Source organism: Pseudobacillus sp. 179-B 2D1 NHS, from assembly GCF_045370945.1.
GTDB lineage: Bacteria > Bacillota > Bacilli > Bacillales > Domibacillaceae > Pseudobacillus.
This window is the reverse complement of sequence record NZ_JBIQDP010000006.1, coordinates 141,943-161,073: the sequence shown is the minus strand read 5'-3', so window position 1 is coordinate 161,073 and position 19,131 is coordinate 141,943. Positions and strand designations below refer to the sequence as shown.

Sequence of the window (19,131 nt, the reverse complement as noted above, 5' to 3'; positions counted from 1 at the left end):
TAATGGGAATCAAATCGAAGTTTAAAGCTTTCTTTCTGTTAGATGAGGATGACTATCAGCTAGTGGAAGAAACTGAGTCTGATGAAGAGGAAAGAACAGCAAAGAGCCCAAAATCCGCAAAGAAAAATGTAGTAAGCCTGCAAAGTGTGCAAAAGTCCTCCAAAGTGATTCTCAGTGAGCCGCGGGTATTTGCGGAAGCACAAGAAATTGCCGATCATTTGAAAAGCAGACGGGCTGTCATCGTTAATTTGCAGCGCATCCAGCATGATCAGGCAAAGCGGATCATTGACTTTTTAAGCGGAACGGTTTATGCAGTCGGTGGAGACATTCAACAGCTTGGCCAGAAAATCTTCCTTTGTACGCCGGATAATGTGGAGGTGGATGGCAACATTACACAGTTTATAACAGAAGACGATACTAATAATACGGGGTGGTCATAAGCAATATGTTAATCGTAGTCGATTTGCTCGTTAGACTGATTGAGCTCTATTCATGGGCTCTTATTATCTATATTTTAATGTCTTGGTTTCCGAATGCCCGCGAAACATCCATTGGACGCTTCCTTGCCAGAATTTGCGAGCCGTATTTAGAACCTTTTCGGAAGATTGTTCCCCCGCTTGGCATGATTGATATTTCGCCACTTGTTGCTTTCTTAGTGTTAAACCTGGCAGTGAGAGGATTGCATCAGCTTGCCATTTGGGTAATTTGATAACTTGATTGGATTGCAAGGGGAAGCGATGGCTTCCTTTTTTGCTTTTTATTTATTATGGAAGGAGAGCAGACTATGTCATCCATTTATCAGCATTTCCGCCCGGAGGAAAGAGAATTTATTGACCAGGTGCTTGAATGGAAGAGAGAAGCGGCTGAAATGTACGCGCCAAAGCTGACAGACTTCCTTGATCCGAGAGAACAGGAAATCGTTCAGTCGATTGTTGGAGGGCATGATGACACGGCTGCTTTCTTCTTCGGAGGAACGGATCAATCGGAGAGGAAAAGAGCTTATATTTGTCCCGGCTATTTTACCCCCCAAGAGAAGGACTTTGATGTTGTTCTATATGAAATTAAATATCCTGATAAATTTGTCTCTATTACCCATCCTCAAGTGCTTGGCAGTTTAATGGGACTTGGGTTGCGCCGTGGGAAGTTTGGCGATATCCTAACTGATGGAAGAAGGATTCAATTTTTAGCTGCAGAAGAAGTCAGCCATTATATTGAGCTGAATTTTAGCCAGGTTGGAAAAACAGCTATTGCACTGGATAGAAGAAGCTATGAGGAAGCTGTGGTGCAAGAGGAGAGCTGGAAGGAAATGAGCACGACTGTTAGTTCGTTGCGTCTCGATGCAATTTTATCCGCTTTTACAAAGCAGTCAAGACACAAAATACAACTTGCTATCAGAGGAGGACTTGTAAAAGTAAATTGGAAGCAGCAAGAGAATCCGGCTTTTGAATGTACAGAAGGAGATGTATTTTCTGTCAGAGGAGCAGGGCGAGCCAAGCTGTTAGCCATTGAAGGAAAAACAAAGAAAGAAAAGTGGCGAATTATACTCGGAATGGTAAAATAAATTCTCAAAATTAGAGGAATTTTACCACAAACTGTTGAAAAACCTTTATAATATTAAGCAGTGGACAAAAAAATGTGAATGAGAGATTTGCAATGGAGGTGGGCTTATGCCTTTAACGCCGTTAGATATACATAATAAGGAGTTCAGCAGAGGGTTTCGCGGATATGATGAAGATGAAGTAAATAATTTTTTGAATCAAATTATTAAAGATTACGAATTAATTATCCGAGAAAAAAAAGAGCTAGAAGAGCAGCTTAATAGCCAAAGCGAAAGACTTGGATATTTTTCGAATATCGAGGAAACACTAAATAAATCTATTGTTATTGCCCAGGAAACAGCAGAGGAAGTTAAAAGAAATGCTCACAAAGAAGCCAAGCTTCTTATTCGGGAAGCGGAAAAGAATGCAGACCGCATTGTAAATGAGTCGCTGGCAAAAGCGAGAAAGATTGCTATCGAAATCGAAGAGCTGAAAAAACAATCGAAGGTGTTTCGCACACGCTTCAAGATGTTAATGGAAGCGCAGCTTGATTTGCTTAATAATGATGATTGGGATGCACTAATGGAGTTTGAAGTAGATAATGATGAACTTGAGAAACTAAGTGAAGAAAAATTGTAAGCTTGACGAACCGCTAGACAATTTTTATAATTGAAACATTAGAAAAGCGAATAACATACATGCGATGATAGGGAGAGTACATTTTTCAATTTTTTAAGCGAGTCGGGGAACGGTGTGAGCCTGATATAAGCGAAAAATGGAAAATCACCCTGGAGCGCTCTTTTCGAACGACGGATCAAGTAGGGAAGAGCGAGTCATTCACGATACGAATGCTTGAGTGAACACATTTTTGTGTTAAGCAGGGTGGCACCGCGGGAAACCTTCTCGTCCCTTTTTTAGGGATGAGAAGGTTTTTTTGTTTAAAGCCACAGCTGTAAAAAAAGGAGGAGCTATGAATGGAGTATAAAGATACGTTATTAATGCCAAAGACAGAATTCCCAATGCGCGGCAATTTGCCAAAGCGTGAACCGGATATGCAGAAAAAATGGGAAGAAATGGATATTTATAAAAAGGTTCAAGAGCGGACGAAAGGGCGGCCGATGTTTATCCTGCATGATGGCCCTCCATATGCGAATGGTGATATTCATATGGGACATGCGCTTAATAAGATTTTGAAGGACTTTATTGTCCGTTATAAATCAATGAGCGGCTTTCAGGCACCATATGTGCCTGGTTGGGATACGCATGGACTGCCGATTGAGCAGGCGCTGACAAACAAAGGGGTAAAACGGAAAGAAATGACAATCGCGGAATTCCGTAAGCTATGTGAAGAGTATGCCTATGAACAAATAGCTAACCAGAAAGAACAATTTAAGCATTTAGGCGTACGCGGAGACTGGGACAACCCTTATATTACGTTAAAGCCAGAATATGAAGCACAGCAAATTAAAGTATTCGGTGAGATGGCGAAGAAAGGATATATTTATAAAGGATTGCGACCTGTATATTGGTCTCCATCCAGTGAGTCTGCTCTTGCTGAAGCTGAAATTGAATATAAAGATAAGCGTTCTCCATCTATTTATGTTGCTTTCGATGTGAAAGACGGAAAAGGCGTGTTGGAGGAAGGTACAAAAATTGTTATTTGGACGACAACACCGTGGACGATTCCTGCCAACCTCGGAATTTCCGTTCATCCTGAGTTAACGTATGCAGTGATCGAAGCGGACGGAGAACGATACGTCGTAGTGGAAGATTTAGTGGAAGAAGTAGCTTCTAAAGTAGGTTGGGAATCCTATCAAGTAGCGAAAACAGTAAAAGGAGCAGAGCTAGAATATATCGTAGCGAAGCATCCACTATACGGAAGGGATTCTCTCGTGATGCTTGGAGAACACGTAACGACAGATGCGGGAACAGGCTGTGTACATACAGCACCAGGCCATGGGGAAGATGACTTTATCATCGGTAAAAAATATGGGCTGGACGTTCTTTGCCCGGTTAATGATCGTGGGGTTATGACAGAAGAAGCAACAGGCTTTGCTGGTCTATTCTACGACGAGGCAAACAAACCGATTACCGAAAAACTAGAAGAGGCCGGTGCTCTTTTAAAACTAGAGTTCTTTACGCATTCTTATCCACATGATTGGCGGACGAAAAAACCGGTTATTTTCCGAGCCACAGCACAGTGGTTTGCATCGATTGACAAATTCCGCGACGAACTTCTTAAAGCAGTAAAAGAAACAAAGTGGGTACCTGCATGGGGAGAAACACGCCTATTCAATATGGTGCGTGACCGCGGAGACTGGTGTATTTCTCGTCAGCGTGCATGGGGAGTGCCGATCCCGGTTTTCTATGCTGAAAATAACGAGCCAATTATCACAGACGAAACAATTGCTCATGTATCTGAATTGTTCCGCGAGCATGGTTCAAATGTTTGGTTTGAAAGAGAAGCAAAGGACTTGCTTCCAGAAGGCTTTACGCATCCAGGCAGCCCGAACGGCCAGTTCACAAAAGAAACGGATATTATGGATGTGTGGTTTGATTCAGGCTCTTCTCATCAGGCTGTACTTGAAGAGCGCGAAGATTTGCAGCGTCCGGCTGATCTCTATCTTGAAGGATCAGACCAATATCGCGGCTGGTTTAACTCATCATTAACAACAGCGGTAGCTGTTACTGGCAAGGCTCCTTACAAAGGGGTGCTCAGCCATGGTTTTGCGCTTGATGGTGAAGGCCGCAAAATGAGTAAGTCACTAGGAAATGTTGTTGTCCCTTCCAAAGTAATGAAGCAGCTCGGAGCTGATATTTTACGCTTGTGGGTAGCATCAGTGGATTTTCAGGCAGACGTTCGTGTATCCGATGCGATTTTGAAGCAAGTAGCAGAAGTTTACCGGAAGATCCGTAATACATTCCGTTTCTTGCTTGGTAACTTGGCTGATTTTGAACCAGCTCGTGACACAGTCACGTACGAAAATCTACGAGAAGTGGATCAATTCATGCTCGTAAAACTGAATGGTCTAATTAAAGAAATTCATCATCATTATGAAAACTATGAGTTTGCGGCCATTTATCATGCGGTTAATAATTTCTGCACAGTCGACTTGAGTGCGTTCTATCTTGATTTTGCTAAAGATATTTTATATATTGAACCGGAAAGCCATAAAGATCGTCGTGCGATTCAAACGGTTCTTTATGAAACATTGCTTGCCTTAACGAAGCTTTTATCGCCAATTCTATCGCATACGGCTGATGAAGTTTGGGCACATGTACCAGGAGTATCGGAAGAAAGCGTCCAGCTGACAGATATGCCTGAGTGGAAAGAATTAACCGGCGCAGCAGAACTAACAGATAAATGGACTAAGTTTATGAATCTGCGCGATGATATTTTAAAAGCACTTGAAGCAGCACGAAATGAAAAAGTGATTGGAAAATCATTAACGGCGAAAGTCACCGTTTATACGGATAATGAAGCAGGTGCCCTGCTTGACTCTATCCAGGAAGATGTGAAACAACTGTTAATCGTTTCTGGTTTTGAACGGGAAGGAACAAAAGCCGAAGCCCCTGAAAATGCCCTTCATTTTGATCATGTAGCGGTTGTGGTTGAAAAAGCAGAAGGAGAAACGTGTGAGCGCTGCTGGATCGTTTCTACTGAAGTAGGAGAGGATTCGAAGCATCCGACACTCTGTCCACGGTGTGCGGAAGTTGTTTCAGAGCATTATTCAGAAGTAAAGTAAGATGGATAAAGGAAAGTCGGTAATATCGGCTTAAATGGGAGGTTGTCCTGCAAGTGTCGGTTCTGATAAATTATGCCTTACGGGTAATTATCGGAAACGCCTGTTGCTTGCAGGGCAGCTTTTTTAATGGATCGAAAAAGATGGGCAAGAATGGAGGAGTTTCCTTGTACTATTTATTAGCATTGCTAGTAATTTTGCTTGATCAGTGGACAAAGTGGTTGGTTGTAAAGGGTATGGAAATCGGTGAAAGCGTAGAAATTATTAAAAATTTCTTTTATATTACTTCCCATCGTAACCGGGGAGCTGCCTGGGGGATGTTGGAAGGGCAGTTTTGGCTGTTCTATGTCATTACGGTTGCTGTGGTGGCAGGAATTGTTTATTATATGCAGACAGAGGCAAAAAACAAACCGCTCATGAAGAGTGCTCTGGCTTTTTTGCTTGGAGGAGCGATTGGAAATTTTATTGATCGTGTATTCCGTAAAGAAGTTGTTGATTTTGTGAACACGTATATTTTCAACTATGATTTCCCAATATTTAATATTGCTGACGCAGCGCTGACAATCGGTGTGATTTTGCTGCTCATCGCCGTATTTATTGAGGACAAGAAAGAAAAGAGGAAGTTGAATGGATAGCATAGAATATATTGTCCGTGAAGAGGAAGAGAATGTAAGGATAGACAAAGTAGCCGCGGGCATTAATGAAGAGTGGTCACGTACCCAGGTGCAGGACTGGATTAAAGCAGGATTAATAAAAGTAAACGGCAAACCTGTCAAATCAAATTACAAATGTTTGACGGGAGATGAATTGCTCATTGAAATCCCTGACCCTGAGCCGCTCGATATTGAAGCTGAGGATTTAAATCTGGACGTTTACTATGAAGATGAGGATGTATTAGTTGTCAATAAACCGCGTGGAATGGTCGTCCACCCGGCTCCTGGGCATTTGTCGGGTACGCTTGTTAACGGGTTGATGGCTCATTGTAAGGATCTGTCGGGAATTAATGGTGTTATGCGTCCGGGAATTGTTCATCGGATTGATAAAGATACATCCGGTTTATTGATGGTCGCCAAAAATGATATGGCACACGAAAAGCTTGTTCAGCAGCTTGTAGATAAGTCGGTCACTCGAAAATATCAAGCCATTGTTCATGGAGTTATACCTCATGACCATGGGACAATTGATGCGCCAATTGGCCGTGACACAAAGGACAGGCAAAGCATGGCCGTCGTTAACGGTGGCAAGCATGCTGTTACGCATTTCCATGTGCTGGAGCGGTTCAAAGACTTTACGTTCGTTGAATGTGTGCTTGAGACAGGCCGTACTCATCAAATCAGGGTGCATATGAAATATATTGGCTACCCGCTTGCTGGTGATCCTAAATATGGACCGAAGAAGACGCTTAATATCGATGGCCAGGCACTGCACGCAGGTGTGCTCGGTTTTGTTCATCCGCGCACGGGTGAATATATGGAGTTTGAGGCACCGCTTCCCGAAGAATTTCAGCGGCTTTTGAAATTATTGTCCCAAAACAATTGACAATCACTAAAAGAAGCAGTAAGCTTAGAACAGTTGAATAAGACCTTTAAAAACAGTCCCGTGAGGCTGGGAAGGTGACGGATCATATGCAGGGAGAAGCTATGTCTTCCTCGCATATTTACACACATCTATCCTCTCGTCTACGCGGCGGGAGGATTTTTTTATGATCAACGTCATGAGGTGATGGAATGGAAAAAGCGACAGTTATGGATGAACAGGCCATACGACGGGCACTGACACGAATTGCCCATGAAATATTGGAGAAAAATAAAGGCATTGCCAATTGTGTGTTAATCGGGATCAAGACAAGAGGGATTTATTTAGCTCAAAGGCTGGCAGAACGCATTAAACAAATAGAGGGCCAAGACATACCAGTAGGTGATCTTGATATCAGTTTGTACAGAGATGATCTGTCCATCAAGACAGATAATAATGATCCTGAAGTAAAAGGCTCTGATATCCCTGTAAGTGTAACAGATAAGGTGGTTATTCTGGTTGATGATGTGCTTTACACGGGCAGAACAGTTCGGGCTGCCATGGATGCCCTTATGGATGTTGGACGTCCGTCCCATATCCAAATGGCTGTACTAGTTGACCGTGGCCATCGCGAGCTGCCGATCCGGGCAGATTATATCGGTAAAAATATTCCTTCAGCTAGCAGTGAACGAATTGTCGTTGAACTTGAAGAAGTCGACGGAACAGACCAAGTAACTATTCATGAATAAAATCAATGCTCTTTAATCGCTGTCCAGAGAGACAGTCAAAGAGGAAGCTAGCGTTGAAGTGTATAAAATATACAATAAACATGCATAACTTCATAGGAACCTTTTAAAAATGTCCAGAGAGGCATTTAAGGGTGTAGGACAATCGTGTGCATGGCGTTGCCGCCAAAACATTGTCTAAATGCTAAACACCCTTGAAAATGGGTGTTTTTTTTATGAAAAATGGAGGCGGAAAAACAATGATGCAAAATTTAGTTTCAATTAAGGATATGAATAAAGATGAAATTCTGTTAATATTAATGCAAGCAGAAAAATTTTCTCAAGGTGAGATCTGGCATGCTGGTCAACAAACATTTGTAGCTAACTTGTTTTTCGAGGCAAGCACGCGTACGAAGACGAGTTTTGAAGTAGCTGAGAGAAAATTAGGCCTTGATGTCATCCCATTTGAAGCAGGTAGTTCCAGTGTTTTAAAAGGAGAAACACTATATGACACTGTACGCACGCTTGAGTCGATCGGCGTCAATGCGGTCGTCATCCGCCATGAAGAAGATCGATATTACGAGCAGCTTGTCAATAAAGTGAATATTCCTGTGATTAACGCAGGGGACGGCTGCGGACAGCATCCTACACAGTGCCTGCTTGATTTATTCACCATTCAGCAGGAGTTTGGACGATTTGAGGGGGTAAAAGTAGGAATCGTCGGCGATATTCGCCACAGCCGAGTAGCTCGTTCAAATGCGGAAGCTCTCCGTAAGCTTGGTGCGGATGTGCGTTTCTCTGGCCCACCTGAGTGGTTCGCTGAGGATTATTTAACGGCTGGCGACTACATGGACTTGGACCGCCTTGTCGAGGAAGTCGACGTTTTAATGCTTCTCAGAATTCAACATGAACGCCATGGCGGTAAAGCAGCTATGACAAAAGAAGAATACCATAACTTGTATGGTTTAACTCTAGAAAGAGAAAAACGCATGAAGGCAGGAAGTATCATCATGCATCCGGCTCCCGTCAATCGAGATGTCGAGATTGCAGATAGCCTCGTAGAATGCGACAGATCACGTATTTTCAAACAAATGGAGAACGGTGTATTCATCAGAATGGCTGTTTTAAAACAAGTGCTGGAAGGGAGATTATCAAATGAACTGGCTAATCAAAAATGGCAATATTCTTGCTGAGAACGGGGAACTGAAAAAACAGGATATACGGATAGAAGAAACGAAGATCGCGGAGATAGGAGAGAACTTGACGGCGAACGGAGAAAATATCCTGGACGCAGAGGGACAGCTTATTATACCGGGCCTAATTGATCTGCATGTTCATTTGCGCGAGCCGGGCGGTGAACACAAAGAAACAATTAAAACAGGCACTATGGCAGCGGCAGCAGGCGGCTTTACTACGATTGCAGCTATGCCGAATACGCGTCCTGTGCCAGATACAGTTGAAAACCTAACTAACTTAAATAACCGTATTGAAGAAACAGCACATGTTCGGGTGCTTCCATATGCTTCTATTACGATTAGAGAAGCAGGAAAAGAGTTGACAGATTTTGCAAGTTTAAAAGAAACAGGAGCATTCGCTTTCACAGATGACGGGGTCGGTGTACAGCAGGCTGGGATGATGTACGAAGCTATGAAAAAGGCCGCAGCGATTGATGCAGCAGTTGTCGCTCATTGTGAAGATAATTCGCTCATTTATGGAGGAGCGGTTCATGCCGGCGAATTTGCAGCGGAAAATGATATTCCTGGTATTCCTTCAATCTGTGAATCTGTACATATTGCACGGGATGTACTGATCGCTGAAGCGGCAGGATGTCACTATCATGTTTGTCATATTAGTACCGAGGGGTCTGTTAGAACAGTAAAAGATGCAAAAAGAGCAGGCATTCGCGTAACAGCCGAAGTAACACCGCATCATTTGCTGCTTTGTGATGAAGACATTCCAGGAATGGATACAAACTTTAAAATGAATCCACCGTTACGTGGCAAAAAAGATCAGCAAGCCTTAATCGAAGGATTGTTAGATGGAACGATTGATTTCATTGCGACTGATCATGCTCCGCATACAGCTGAGGAAAAAGCAGCTGGCATGCAGACCGCTCCATTTGGCATCGTTGGATTGGAAACGGCGTTTCCACTTCTATACACGCATCTGGTACAAAAAGGGTTGATCACGCTAAAACAATTGGTAGATTGGATGACGATTAAACCAGCACAAGCTTTCGGACTGCCTTATGGCAAGCTTGAAGAAGGAGCAGTTGCTGATATTGCCCTAATTGATTTACAGGCTGAAAAAGAAATTAATCCAGAAAAGTTTTACTCAAAAGGAAAAAACACCCCATTTGCGGGTTGGAAATGCAACGGCTGGCCAACAGCCACCATCTCAGAAGGTAAACTCGTATGGCAGGAAGGAAAGGTGCAGGCATGAAAAAACAGCTGATTTTAGAAGATGGGACAGTCTTTGCTGGCAAGGGATTTGGCAGTGACAAAGATATCATTGGAGAAGTGGTCTTTACAACAGGAATGACTGGCTATCAGGAAATATTATCTGATCCGTCCTACTGTGGCCAAATTGTTACTTTTACGTATCCTTTAGTCGGAAACTACGGGATTAATCGCGATGATTTTGAAACAATCAACCCTGCTGTAAAAGCATTAATCGTTAAGGAAGCAGCTGATTTTCCATCAAATTTTCGCAGCGAAATGTCACTTGATGAGTATTTAAAAATGAAACAAATCCCAGCTATCTCCGGAGTAGATACAAGGAAATTAACAAGAATTATTCGTCAGTACGGAACATTAAAAGGCGCTATCGTTTCCATGGAAGAAAAAGCAGAGGACGTGATTCATCGCCTGCGGGCAGCTGTCTTGCCTACAGATCAAGTGGATCAGGTGTCTACGAAATCCGCTTATCCGAATCCGGGACGTGGCTACCGCGTGGTTCTTATGGATTTCGGTATGAAGCACGGCATCTTGCGCGAATTAAACAACCGTGATTGCGATGTGATCGTCGTTCCGCACGATACAACAGCTGAGGAAATCCTGCAATTGAATCCTGATGGGATTATGCTGTCCAACGGACCTGGAGATCCGAAAGATGTACCACACGCCATTGAAACAGTAAGAAAGCTGATTGGGAAAACACCGATCTTCGGCATCTGTCTTGGCCATCAGCTGTTTGCTCTTGCATCTGGTGCAGATACGTTCAAATTGAAATTCGGGCATCGCGGTTCCAATCATCCGGTGAAAGATCTAGCTACAGGAAAAACAGCTCTTACCTCTCAAAACCACAGCTACGCAGTAGATGAGGAGACGATTGCCAATACAGAATTAGAAGTCACTCACATTGCGTTAAACGACGGAACAGTTGAAGGTCTTGCTCATAAAACATATCCGGCCTTCACGGTTCAATATCATCCGGAAGCATCGCCAGGACCAGAGGATGACAACCACTTATTTGACCGCTTTATCAACATGATGAAAGAACATGCTGGGAAGGAGCTTCAACATGCCTAAACGTACAGATATTGAAAGTATACTAGTAATAGGATCAGGTCCGATTGTGATTGGCCAAGCTGCGGAGTTTGATTATGCTGGAACACAAGCCTGTTTGGCTTTAAAAGAAGAAGGTTACCGTGTAATCCTTGTTAACTCGAATCCAGCGACGATCATGACAGATACTGAAATCGCTGATGCTGTTTATATCGAACCGATCACATTAGAGTTTGTTAGTCGGATTATTCAAAAAGAGCGCCCGGATGCGATCTTACCAACACTCGGTGGGCAAACAGGCTTAAATATGGCTGTAGAACTTGCCAAAGCAGGTGTTTTAGAAGAGTACGGCGTGAAAGTGCTTGGAACAGAATTGTCAGCGATTGAGCAGGCAGAAGACCGTGATCTATTCCGACAGCTCATGAATGAATTGAATGAGCCGGTACCGGAGAGTGAAATTATCCATACGTTGGAAGAAGCCTATACGTTTGTTGAACAAATTGGCTATCCGGTTATTGTGCGTCCGGCTTATACGCTTGGCGGTACAGGCGGCGGAATCTGTACGAACGAAGAAGAGCTGATTGAGACGGTAACGAGCGGACTTAAGTACAGCCCTGTAACACAGTGTTTATTAGAGAAAAGCATTGCTGGTTTTAAAGAAATTGAGTATGAAGTGATGCGTGACTCCAATGACAATGCAATCGTCGTTTGTAACATGGAAAATATTGATCCGGTGGGAGTTCATACAGGCGATTCCATTGTTGTGGCGCCAAGCCAGACGCTAAGCGACCGTGAGTATCAAATGTTGCGGAATTCCTCCTTGAAAATCATTCGTGCGCTTGGTATTGAAGGCGGATGTAATGTGCAGCTTGCGCTTGATCCGTACAGCTTCCAATATTACATCATTGAGGTCAATCCGCGCGTCAGCCGTTCATCTGCCCTCGCTTCAAAAGCGACAGGCTATCCAATTGCCAAGCTTGCTGCAAAAATTGCTGTCGGCTTAACGTTAGATGAAATGAAAAACCCGGTAACAGGAAAAACATACGCTTGCTTCGAGCCAGCCCTTGATTATATTGTTTCAAAAATTCCAAGATGGCCGTTTGATAAATTTGAGTCTGCGAACCGTACACTTGGCACGCAGATGAAAGCAACAGGGGAAGTGATGGCCATCGGCCGCACGCTTGAGGAATCTATTCTGAAAGCTGTTCGTTCTCTTGAGAGCGGTGTGTATCATTTGGAGCTTGAAGATGCGAAGGAAGCAAGCGATGCGTTGATTGAAAAGCGTATTAGAAAAGCAGGAGACGAAAGACTCTTCTATATTGGTGAAGCGCTGCGCCGCGGTGTAACCATTGAAGCGATTCATGAGTGGTGCCAAATCGATCTATTCTTCTTAAAGAAATTCTCAAATATTGTCGAGTTTGAGAAAGAAGTAGCAGCGAACCGATTTGATGCAGAAACAGCACAAACAGCTAAAGAAATGGGCTTTGCTGACTCTACTATTGCTGCGCTTTGGGGCGTCAGAGAAAAAGAAGTATATGACTGGCGCAAAGAAAATCAAATTATCCCAGTGTATAAGATGGTAGATACATGTGCGGCTGAGTTTGAATCTGCAACGCCATATTATTATGGAACGTATGAAGAAGAAAACGAGTCCATCGTAACGGACCGCAAAAAGGTAGTTGTACTTGGTTCTGGACCGATCCGTATCGGTCAGGGGGTTGAGTTTGACTATGCAACGGTTCACTCTGTCTGGGCGATTAAAGAAGCTGGATATGAAGCGATCATTATCAATAACAACCCAGAAACCGTATCAACAGACTTTAGTATATCTGACAAGCTGTACTTTGAACCGCTTACGATTGAAGATGTTATGCATATCATTGATTTAGAACAGCCAGAGGGCGTTGTTGTTCAATTTGGCGGCCAAACAGCGATTAATCTAGCAGAAAAATTGATAGAACACGGAGTGAAAGTTCTAGGCACAACGGTTGAGGACCTGGATCGAGCAGAGAACCGTGATAAATTCGAACAAACACTTCAATCCTTAGACATTCCACAGCCGCTTGGAAAAACAGCTTTCTCTGTAGAAGCCGCTGTAAAAATTGCTGAAGAGATTGGTTATCCGGTTCTCGTTCGTCCGTCTTATGTACTCGGCGGCCGGGCTATGGAGATTGTGTATAAAGAAGCTGAGCTGCTTCACTACATGAAAAATGCCGTGAAAGTCAATCCAGATCATCCAGTACTCATCGACCGCTACTTAACTGGAAAAGAAATTGAAGTAGATGCCATTTCTGATGGTACAGATGTTGTGATCCCAGGCATTATGGAACATATCGAGCGGGCTGGTGTTCACTCTGGTGACTCGATTGCAGTATATCCGCCGCAGCAATTGACAAAAGAACAAAAAGAAACGATTGTGGATTATACGATCCGATTGGCGAAAGGCTTGAATATTGTCGGTTTATTAAACATCCAATATGTGGTTTCTAGAGGAGAAGTATTCGTGCTGGAAGTCAATCCACGTTCAAGCCGTACGGTTCCTTTCCTTAGCAAAATTACGAACATCCCAATGGCGAACATTGCGACGAAAGCGATCCTTGGACACTCCCTGCAAAGCCAGGGGTATGAAACAGGCCTTGTAAAAGAAGAGAAAGGCGTGTTCGTGAAAGTGCCGGTGTTCTCATTCGCTAAATTGCGCCGTGTAGATACTACACTTGGACCTGAGATGAAATCAACAGGTGAAGTAATGGGGAAAGACACAACAGTTGAAAAAGCTTTGTATAAGGGGCTTGTGGCAGCTGGCATTAAGATTCCTACAAAAGGCACCGTCTTAATGACAGTAGCAGATAAAGACAAAGAAGAAGCACTAGACTTAGCAAAACGCTTCTATAATATCGGCTACAAACTACTGGCTACGCACGGCACGGCGCAATATCTTAAAGAAGCTGGAGTGCCTGCAGAAACAGTGGCTAAAATTGGCGCAAAAGGACCCGACATTCTTGACACCATCCGCTCTGGTGAAGCCCAATTTGTTATTAACACATTAACAAGAGGCAAACAGCCTGCGCGTGATGGATTCCGTATTCGCCGCGAAACAGTAGAAAACGGCATTCCATGTCTAACGTCCTTGGATACAGCAGAAGCCATTCTGCGTGTGTTAGAATCAATGATTTTCTCTGCGGAATCTATGCCGAAGGCCGAGACTTCAAAAAAGTCTGAGGCGGTGTTTATATGATTAAAAAAGAATGGATGACGGTTGTTTCGCAACAAAACATTGCTAAAAATATATATGAGCTCACTCTTCAAGGTGAGCTCGTACAAGAGATGAACGAACCTGGCCGGTTCGTTCATCTTAAAGTAAGCGGACAAACGATGCCGCTGCTTCGCCGGCCTATCAGTATTGCAAATATCGATCAGGTGAACTCACGCTTTACAATGATTTACCGGGCAGAGGGCGAAGGGACAAAACTGCTTGCTGAAAAAAAGCCAGGGGATCAAGTTGATGTACTTGGCCCGCTTGGCCATGGTTTCCCAGTGAATGAAGCACAAGCAGGAGAAACGGCTATTTTAGTCGGAGGCGGCATCGGAGTGCCACCGCTGTATGAATTATCTCAACGGTTAAACGAAAAAGGTGTAAAGACAATTCATGTGCTAGGTTTTCAATCAGCAGATGTTGCTTTTTATGAAGATAGATTTGCTGAACTAGGCGAAACATATGTCGCGACTGTTGATGGTTCACTCGGTACAAAAGGATTTGTAACAGATGCGATCCGTGAGTTTAATTTACAAGGGGATATCTTGTACTCCTGCGGTCCAGTTGTCATGTTGAGAGCACTCGAGGAGCTGCAATTAACGAAAAAAGGATTTATTTCATTAGAGGAACGGATGGGCTGCGGCATCGGCGCTTGCTTTGCCTGTGTGTGCCATACACAAAATGACCCAACTGGCACGGAATACCGCAAAGTCTGCAGTGATGGACCTGTATTTCCAATGGGAGAGGTGGCTTTATGAGTAGATTAGAAACGAAACTGCCTGGTTTAACATTAAAAAATCCTATCATGCCTGCATCGGGCTGCTTCGGTTTTGGTCGTGAATTTAGCCAACTTTATGACCTGGATGTTCTGGGGGCCATCATGATTAAAGCAACAACTGAAGAACCGCGCTTTGGCAATCCGACTCCGCGTGTAGCGGAAACACCGGCAGGAATGCTAAATGCCATTGGTTTGCAAAACCCAGGGCTAGAAAAAGTAATGGAAAGAGAACTGCCTTGGTTAGCGCAACATAATGTGCCGATCATTGCCAATGTAGCTGGTTCCCAAGTAGAAGATTATGTAGAAGTAGCCCGTACGATTTCAAGCTCTCCCCATGTTCAGGCGCTAGAGCTAAACATCTCTTGTCCAAATGTAAAAACAGGTGGAATCGCTTTTGGAACAGTGCCAGAAACAGCAAAACATTTGACGAAGAAAGTCAAGGAAGTATCTGAAGTTCCAGTTTATGTGAAACTGTCTCCAAATGTATCAAATATCGTAGAAATGGCGAAAGCTGTAGAAGACGGCGGAGCCGATGGCTTAACGATGATTAACACGCTGCTCGGCATGCGCATTGATTTAAAAACAGGCAAGCCGATACTCGCTAATCGGACAGGCGGCTTATCAGGACCAGCTATCAAGCCAGTTGCGATCCGGATGATTTACGAAGTAAGCCAGCAGACGAACCTGCCGATCATTGGTATGGGCGGTATCTCTACGGTAGAAGATATTATTGAATTTTATCTGGCTGGTGCCGATGCCGTTGCGATTGGCACAGCGAATTTTTCCAATCCATACATTTGTCCTGAGCTCATTAAGGAATTGGATGAGTATTTGAGTGTGAATCAGATTGATCATATAAGCGAATTAACAGGAAGGAGCTGGGCTGAAGATGGAAAAAGAACCTATTATTGCTCTTGATTTTCCGACATGGGAAGATACAGAACATTTTTTGCAGCTTTTCCCTAAAGAATCATTGTATGTAAAAGTGGGAATGGAGCTTTACTTGCAAAATGGCCCTGCTATTATTGAGAAGCTAAAAAAGATGAATCATCGAATTTTCTTAGATTTAAAACTTCACGATATCCCTAATACCGTACAACAAGCAATGAAGGGGCTTGCCAACCTCGGCGTCGATATGATCAATGTGCATGCAGCAGGCGGAGAGAAAATGATGGCAGCTGCCAGGGAAGGATTAGAGCAAGGAGCAGCAGGGAACAGGCCGTTGCTTTTAGCAGTTACCCAGTTAACCTCCACTTCCGAAAAACAAATGCATAGTGAACAGCTTATACCGGTTTCTTTGGAAGAATCGGTGCTTCATTATGCCAAGCTGACGAAGGCAGCTGGCTGTGATGGTGTCGTCTGTTCAGTCCATGAAGCAGCGCGTATCGGTGAAGTATGCGGAGCGGAATTCTTACGAGTGACACCGGGGATACGGCTGAAGGAAGATGAAGCGAACGACCAGCAAAGAATTGCTGACCCAGCAGGCGCGAGAGTGCTTGGTTCTTCAATGATTGTGGTAGGACGTTCCATTACGAAGGCGACTGAGCCGCTTAAAGCTTATCAAAAAGTAAAGCAGCAGTGGGGAGAGATGACGAATGTTAAATAAAGAAATTGCAGAAAAGTTATTAGATATTCAAGCGGTCTTTTTACAACCAAGCGAGCCATTTACGTGGTCTTCCGGAATCAAATCACCAATCTATTGTGATAATCGCTTGACATTGTCTTATCCAGAAACAAGAAAAACGATCGCTAAAGGGCTCGTTTCGTTAATTGAGGAACATTATCCGGAAGCGCAGCTGATTGCTGGCACTGCGACAGCAGGTATTCCGCATGCTGCTTGGGTCAGCGACCTCATGGACTTGCCCATGTGCTATGTCCGTTCAAAAGCGAAAGGACACGGCAAAGGAAACCAAATTGAAGGCAAAGCAGAACCGGGAACAAAAGTAGTCGTCGTTGAAGATTTAATCTCTACAGGTGGAAGTGCCATTACAGCAGTGGAAGCTCTTCGTGAAGCGGGATGTGAAGTGCTCGGCGTCGTAGCAATCTTTACATATGAGCTGCAAGCAGGAAAAGACAAGCTGGAAGCAGCGAACGTGACCGCTCATAGTCTAAGCAGCTATTCTACCTTAATTGAAGTAGCAGTTGAAAAAGAGTATGTCAAAGAAAGCGAGCTGGAAACACTTCGCGAGTGGCAAAAGAATCCTGCTAACTGGAAATAAGAAGATAAAAGGGGCGGCCCGAAAAGTTAGTTGCATACTAATTTTTCGAGCCGCCCTTTATTATGATTTCTTCATTTTTATTACGAGATCTTCATTAGGTGTGACATACACCGTTTGCTGATTGTCATAAATGACGAACCCTGGCTTGGCTCCACTCGGTTTTTTTACATGCCGCACTTTCGTGAAATCGACTGGGACCGAACTGGATGATTTTGCTTTGCTGAAATAGGCTGCAAGGTTGGCAGCTTCTAAGATCGTACTTTCTGGCGGATCTTCGCTGCGAATGACCACATGAGATCCTGGAATATCTTTCGTATGAAGCCAAATTTCATCCCGTCGAGCAAATTTATTCGTTAAATAATCATTTTGCTTATTGTTTTTACCAACAAAAATAAGAGTGCCGTCACTTGCTTCATAGGTTTCCAGTTCAGGCTTGCTAGTTACAGGTTTCTTTTTCTTAGATGATTTTGCTTTCATATAGCCTTCATCTATTAATTCTTCACGAATTTCCTCAATGTCTTTCGGTGAAGCAGATTCAATCTGTTGCAGGAGGTGATCAATATAAGTAATTTCTTCTTTCGTGCTCTCAATCTGATCAGTTACAGCTAAGATGGCGTTTTTGGCTTTTTGGTATTTTGAAAATAACTTTTGCGCATTTTCTGATGGTGTTTTCTGTGGATCCAAAGGAATGGTAATTTTGCCGCCGCTTTCATCATAGTAGTTTACGACTTCTATTTCCTTCATTCCTTTTTCAACTGCATATAAATGAGCGGTTAACAATTCCCCGTATAACTGAAAGCGATCAGCATGTTCAGCTTCTTCTAACGTGTGTGCGAGTTTGAGCAGCTTGGTTTCATTTTTTTCTTTTTCATTTTTTAACAAGCGTTCAATATCATTCGCCTGCTGTTTTACCCGATCGCGGTCTGCTTTCCCAACGTAGAAGCGATCCAGCAATTCGCTTAATGATTGAAACACTTTTCGCTCGCCTGGCAAATGCTGCAGATCTTTAAAATAAAAAGCAGATTTTTGGTCATGTTCAATAAGCGTCGGGGTATAGTGATGTTCCCTTATCGGCCTCATTTCTTCCATGAACGTATGAGGCAGTGTTTCTCGGTTTGCCAGGCCGCTTTGGTAGACAATTTCCTTAGCGATTAGCGGAGAAAGCCCGGAAAATGCGGAAACGAGCTGGCGGTCGAGACGGCCGCTATTAAAATCCAGCTGTCGAAGAATATCTTCTCTGTCACAAGTAAGGGGATTCATCTTATTTTGTGCAGGAGGATAAACGTAATCATAGCCTGGCAGCACGGTCCGATAGCTGTTCACTGCCGCTGATATGTGCTTGATGCTGTCTATGATTGTTCCTTTTTGCTGATCAACGAGAACAATATTGCTGTGGCGTCCCATAATCTCAACAAACAGCTGTTTATAGGCAATATCGCCGATTTCGTTTTTTCCTCTGAAGTGAAAAATAACGAGCCGGTCGAGCTCCACCTGTTCAATAGCTTCTAACACAGCCCCTTCTAAATGCTTGCGCATCATCATACAAAAAAGAGGAGGCTCTTTTGGGTTCTCATAACTTTCTACGGTTAGCTGTACCCTTGCATAGGAGGGATGGGCGGAAAGTAAAAGTTTATGATTTTTACCTTTTGCCCGGATGATTAAAATAATTTCATTTTTATAGGGCTGGTGAATTTTGTTCACTCGTCCCCCCTGAAGACTCTCAGATAATTCTTTTGTAATCGCTCTTGTAAATAAACCGTCAAATGACATAGGCTGTCTTCCTTTTCCTTAACTTTAGTTAAAACTTAACTAAATGATAACATGTTTTGACCTGCGACTGAATAATCATGCTAT

At 43.4% G+C, this 19,131-nt stretch carries 17 protein-coding genes and 1 other annotated feature; of the genes, 16 read left to right on the top strand and 1 reads right to left on the bottom strand.

Annotation, left to right across the window (positions count from 1 at the left end):
- Positions 1-2 precede the first annotated feature (2 nt).
- From ACH0BF_RS08485 to pyrE, 16 genes are all read left to right on the top strand, one after another.
- On the top strand, positions 3-440 hold the full coding sequence (locus ACH0BF_RS08485) for a cell division protein SepF (RefSeq protein WP_120037110.1): 438 nt from the start codon (positions 3-5) through the stop codon (positions 438-440).
- A 5-nt stretch (positions 441-445) separates the two neighbouring features.
- Positions 446-709 carry a YggT family protein gene (locus tag ACH0BF_RS08480; protein WP_340854765.1) on the top strand — a complete coding sequence of 88 codons (264 nt, stop codon included), beginning with the start codon at positions 446-448 and terminating at the stop codon, positions 707-709.
- Positions 710-784: 75 nt separating this feature from the next.
- Entirely contained in the window at positions 785-1,561 is a 777-nt protein-coding gene (locus ACH0BF_RS08475) for a YlmH family RNA-binding protein (protein WP_340854764.1), read from the top strand.
- Positions 1,562-1,667: 106 nt separating this feature from the next.
- Entirely contained in the window at positions 1,668-2,177 is a 510-nt protein-coding gene (locus ACH0BF_RS08470) for a DivIVA domain-containing protein (protein WP_120037112.1), read from the top strand.
- Between the two features lie 55 nt (positions 2,178-2,232).
- Positions 2,233-2,452 (top strand) — a binding site (T-box leader).
- 60 nt (positions 2,453-2,512) lie between these two features.
- Positions 2,513-5,284: an isoleucine--tRNA ligase gene (ileS, locus tag ACH0BF_RS08465; RefSeq protein WP_340854761.1), complete on the top strand. Its 2,772-nt coding sequence runs from the start codon at positions 2,513-2,515 to the stop codon at positions 5,282-5,284.
- Positions 5,285-5,424: 140 nt separating this feature from the next.
- Complete coding sequence (gene lspA / locus ACH0BF_RS08460) at positions 5,425-5,916, top strand: signal peptidase II (protein ID WP_120038175.1); 492 nt, start codon at positions 5,425-5,427, stop codon at positions 5,914-5,916.
- Positions 5,909-6,820, top strand: coding sequence for an RluA family pseudouridine synthase (locus ACH0BF_RS08455; protein ID WP_340854760.1), 912 nt, complete (start codon positions 5,909-5,911; stop codon positions 6,818-6,820). Before lspA ends, ACH0BF_RS08455 begins: the two co-directional genes overlap by 8 nt.
- A 188-nt stretch (positions 6,821-7,008) precedes the next feature.
- Entirely contained in the window at positions 7,009-7,545 is a 537-nt protein-coding gene (gene pyrR / locus ACH0BF_RS08450) for a bifunctional pyr operon transcriptional regulator/uracil phosphoribosyltransferase PyrR (RefSeq protein ID WP_120037118.1), read from the top strand.
- A 239-nt stretch (positions 7,546-7,784) separates the two neighbouring features.
- Positions 7,785-8,714: an aspartate carbamoyltransferase catalytic subunit gene (locus ACH0BF_RS08445; RefSeq protein ID WP_120038179.1), complete on the top strand. Its 930-nt coding sequence runs from the start codon at positions 7,785-7,787 to the stop codon at positions 8,712-8,714.
- On the top strand, positions 8,677-9,963 hold the full coding sequence (locus ACH0BF_RS08440; RefSeq protein WP_340854758.1) for a dihydroorotase: 1,287 nt from the start codon (positions 8,677-8,679) through the stop codon (positions 9,961-9,963). The genes ACH0BF_RS08445 and ACH0BF_RS08440 overlap by 38 nt, the downstream gene beginning before the upstream one ends.
- Positions 9,960-11,051: a carbamoyl phosphate synthase small subunit gene (locus ACH0BF_RS08435; protein WP_340856446.1), complete on the top strand. Its 1,092-nt coding sequence runs from the start codon at positions 9,960-9,962 to the stop codon at positions 11,049-11,051. Before ACH0BF_RS08440 ends, ACH0BF_RS08435 begins: the two co-directional genes overlap by 4 nt.
- Positions 11,044-14,262 carry a carbamoyl-phosphate synthase large subunit gene (carB, locus tag ACH0BF_RS08430; RefSeq protein WP_340854756.1) on the top strand — a complete coding sequence of 1,073 codons (3,219 nt, stop codon included), beginning with the start codon at positions 11,044-11,046 and terminating at the stop codon, positions 14,260-14,262. Before ACH0BF_RS08435 ends, carB begins: the two co-directional genes overlap by 8 nt.
- Positions 14,259-15,038 (top strand): dihydroorotate dehydrogenase electron transfer subunit, encoded by a 780-nt coding sequence (locus tag ACH0BF_RS08425; protein WP_340854755.1) that lies wholly within the window; start codon positions 14,259-14,261, stop codon positions 15,036-15,038. Before carB ends, ACH0BF_RS08425 begins: the two co-directional genes overlap by 4 nt.
- Positions 15,035-15,976, top strand: a complete 942-nt coding sequence (locus ACH0BF_RS08420) for a dihydroorotate dehydrogenase (RefSeq protein ID WP_340854754.1) — start codon at positions 15,035-15,037, stop codon at positions 15,974-15,976. The genes ACH0BF_RS08425 and ACH0BF_RS08420 overlap by 4 nt, the downstream gene beginning before the upstream one ends.
- Positions 15,948-16,664 carry an orotidine-5'-phosphate decarboxylase gene (gene pyrF, locus ACH0BF_RS08415; protein ID WP_406909269.1) on the top strand — a complete coding sequence of 239 codons (717 nt, stop codon included), beginning with the start codon at positions 15,948-15,950 and terminating at the stop codon, positions 16,662-16,664. The genes ACH0BF_RS08420 and pyrF overlap by 29 nt, the downstream gene beginning before the upstream one ends.
- The gene (gene pyrE / locus ACH0BF_RS08410) at positions 16,654-17,277 is read left to right on the top strand and encodes an orotate phosphoribosyltransferase (RefSeq protein WP_120037128.1); all 624 of its coding nucleotides are present in this window, start codon (positions 16,654-16,656) and stop codon (positions 17,275-17,277) included. Before pyrF ends, pyrE begins: the two co-directional genes overlap by 11 nt.
- 60 nt (positions 17,278-17,337) lie before the next feature.
- On the opposite strand, the gene ACH0BF_RS08405 is transcribed toward pyrE, so the two are convergent.
- On the bottom strand, positions 17,338-19,047 hold the full coding sequence (locus tag ACH0BF_RS08405; RefSeq protein WP_340854750.1) for an Rqc2 family fibronectin-binding protein: 1,710 nt from the start codon (positions 19,045-19,047) through the stop codon (positions 17,338-17,340).
- Between the last annotated feature and the right edge of the window lie 84 nt (positions 19,048-19,131).

What these genes read in the sequence shown, in the direction of transcription:
- ACH0BF_RS08435 (WP_340856446.1), top strand. Translation starts at nt 9,960, where the DNA reads ATGAAAAAACAGCTGATTTTAGAAGATGGGACAGTCTTTGCTGGCAAG.
- ACH0BF_RS08475 (WP_340854764.1), top strand. Translation starts at nt 785, where the DNA reads ATGTCATCCATTTATCAGCATTTCCGCCCGGAGGAAAGAGAATTTATT.
- ACH0BF_RS08480 (WP_340854765.1), top strand. Translation starts at nt 446, where the DNA reads ATGTTAATCGTAGTCGATTTGCTCGTTAGACTGATTGAGCTCTATTCA.
- ACH0BF_RS08420 (WP_340854754.1), top strand. Translation starts at nt 15,035, where the DNA reads ATGAGTAGATTAGAAACGAAACTGCCTGGTTTAACATTAAAAAATCCT.
- ACH0BF_RS08485 (WP_120037110.1), top strand. Translation starts at nt 3, where the DNA reads ATGGGAATCAAATCGAAGTTTAAAGCTTTCTTTCTGTTAGATGAGGAT.
- ACH0BF_RS08405 (WP_340854750.1), bottom strand. Translation starts at nt 19,047, where the DNA reads ATGTCATTTGACGGTTTATTTACAAGAGCGATTACAAAAGAATTATCT.
- ACH0BF_RS08455 (WP_340854760.1), top strand. Translation starts at nt 5,909, where the DNA reads ATGGATAGCATAGAATATATTGTCCGTGAAGAGGAAGAGAATGTAAGG.
- lspA (WP_120038175.1), top strand. Translation starts at nt 5,425, where the DNA reads ATGGGCAAGAATGGAGGAGTTTCCTTGTACTATTTATTAGCATTGCTA.
- ACH0BF_RS08440 (WP_340854758.1), top strand. Translation starts at nt 8,677, where the DNA reads ATGAACTGGCTAATCAAAAATGGCAATATTCTTGCTGAGAACGGGGAA.
- pyrE (WP_120037128.1), top strand. Translation starts at nt 16,654, where the DNA reads ATGTTAAATAAAGAAATTGCAGAAAAGTTATTAGATATTCAAGCGGTC.
- carB (WP_340854756.1), top strand. Translation starts at nt 11,044, where the DNA reads ATGCCTAAACGTACAGATATTGAAAGTATACTAGTAATAGGATCAGGT.
- ACH0BF_RS08425 (WP_340854755.1), top strand. Translation starts at nt 14,259, where the DNA reads ATGATTAAAAAAGAATGGATGACGGTTGTTTCGCAACAAAACATTGCT.
- pyrF (WP_406909269.1), top strand. Translation starts at nt 15,948, where the DNA reads ATGGAAAAAGAACCTATTATTGCTCTTGATTTTCCGACATGGGAAGAT.
- ACH0BF_RS08445 (WP_120038179.1), top strand. Translation starts at nt 7,785, where the DNA reads ATGCAAAATTTAGTTTCAATTAAGGATATGAATAAAGATGAAATTCTG.
- ileS (WP_340854761.1), top strand. Translation starts at nt 2,513, where the DNA reads ATGGAGTATAAAGATACGTTATTAATGCCAAAGACAGAATTCCCAATG.
- pyrR (WP_120037118.1), top strand. Translation starts at nt 7,009, where the DNA reads ATGGAAAAAGCGACAGTTATGGATGAACAGGCCATACGACGGGCACTG.
- ACH0BF_RS08470 (WP_120037112.1), top strand. Translation starts at nt 1,668, where the DNA reads ATGCCTTTAACGCCGTTAGATATACATAATAAGGAGTTCAGCAGAGGG.